Source organism: Actinomycetospora rhizophila, from assembly GCF_042657905.1.
GTDB lineage: Bacteria > Actinomycetota > Actinomycetes > Mycobacteriales > Pseudonocardiaceae > Actinomycetospora > Actinomycetospora rhizophila.
This window is the reverse complement of the sequence record NZ_JBHSKG010000040.1, coordinates 1-1,136: the sequence shown is the minus strand read 5'-3', so window position 1 is coordinate 1,136 and position 1,136 is coordinate 1. Positions and strand designations below refer to the sequence as shown.

Below are 1,136 nucleotides of genomic sequence, written 5' to 3'. Positions count from 1 at the left end.
CTAGTGTCCTGAGTCGGAAGTTGTGAAGCGGTTGTAGGTTGGGGTTCATGGCTCGTGGACCCCAGCCGGTGCCGATCGATCTGTCCGACGACGAGCGTGAGCAGCTGACCTCGTGGGCGCGGCGGCGGACCAGCGCAGCCGGTCTGGCGACGCGCAGCCGGGTCGTGCTAGCGGCCGCGGAGGGCGGCTCGAACACCGAGATCGCCGCGCGTCTGGAGTTGTCTCGCAACACGGTGGCTCGCTGGCGACGGCGGTTCTGCGAGGCTCGCCTCGACGGGCTGGTCGACGAGCCGCGCCCGGGCCGGCCGCGCTCGGTGTCCGACGCGCAGGTCGAGGCGCTGATCACCGAGACCCTGGAGAAGGCGCCGCGCAACGCCACGCACTGGTCGACCCGGTCGATGGCCGCGCACCTGGGCATGTCGCAGTCCACGGTGTCGCGGGTGTGGCGGGCTTTCGGGCTGGCCCCGCACAAGACCGAGACCTGGAAGCTGTCGAAAGACCCGCAGTTCACCGACAAGGTCCGCGACATCGTCGGGCTCTACCTCGACCCGCCCGAACGCGCGCTGGTGCTCTGCGTGGACGAGAAGACCCAGGTCCAGGCGCTCGATCGCACCGCGCCGACCTTCCCGATGCTGCCCGGCACCCCTGAGCGGGCCAGCCACGACTACGTCCGCCACGGCACCTCGAGCCTCTACGCCGCGCTCGACCTCGCCACCGGCAAGGTCATCGGTTCGCTGCACGCACGCCATCGCGCGGTCGAGTTCGCCAAGTTCCTGCGCAAGATCGACACCGAGGTCCCCGATGACCTCGAGGTCCATCTGGTGCTCGACAACGCCTCGACCCACAAGACCCCGTCGATCAAGCGCTGGCTGGCCGCGCACCCGCGCTTCGTCCTGCACTTCACCCCGACCAGCAGCTCATGGCTCAACCTCGTCGAGCGCTGGTTCGCCGAGCTGACCACCAAGAAGCTGCAGCGCTCGGCGCACCGCTCGGTCGCCGCGCTCAACGCCGACATCCGCGCCTGGATCAAGGCCTGGAACGACGACCCCAAGCCCTACGTCTGGACCAAGACCGCCGACGAGATCCTCGACAGCATCGCCAACTACTGCCGGCGAATTTCTGACTCAGGACACTAG

1 protein-coding gene is annotated in these 1,136 nt (G+C 68.7%); it reads left to right on the top strand.

Annotated elements, in window-relative coordinates; genetic code table 11:
• The first annotated feature begins 47 nt into the window (after positions 1 to 47).
• Positions 48 to 1,136: an IS630 family transposase gene (locus ACFPK1_RS32995; protein ID WP_378025161.1), complete on the top strand. Its 1,089-nt coding sequence runs from the start codon at positions 48 to 50 to the stop codon at positions 1,134 to 1,136.

Coding starts and splice junctions, on each gene's coding strand:
- ACFPK1_RS32995 (WP_378025161.1), top strand. CDS start 48: ATGGCTCGTGGACCCCAGCCGGTGCCGATCGATCTGTCCGACGACGAG.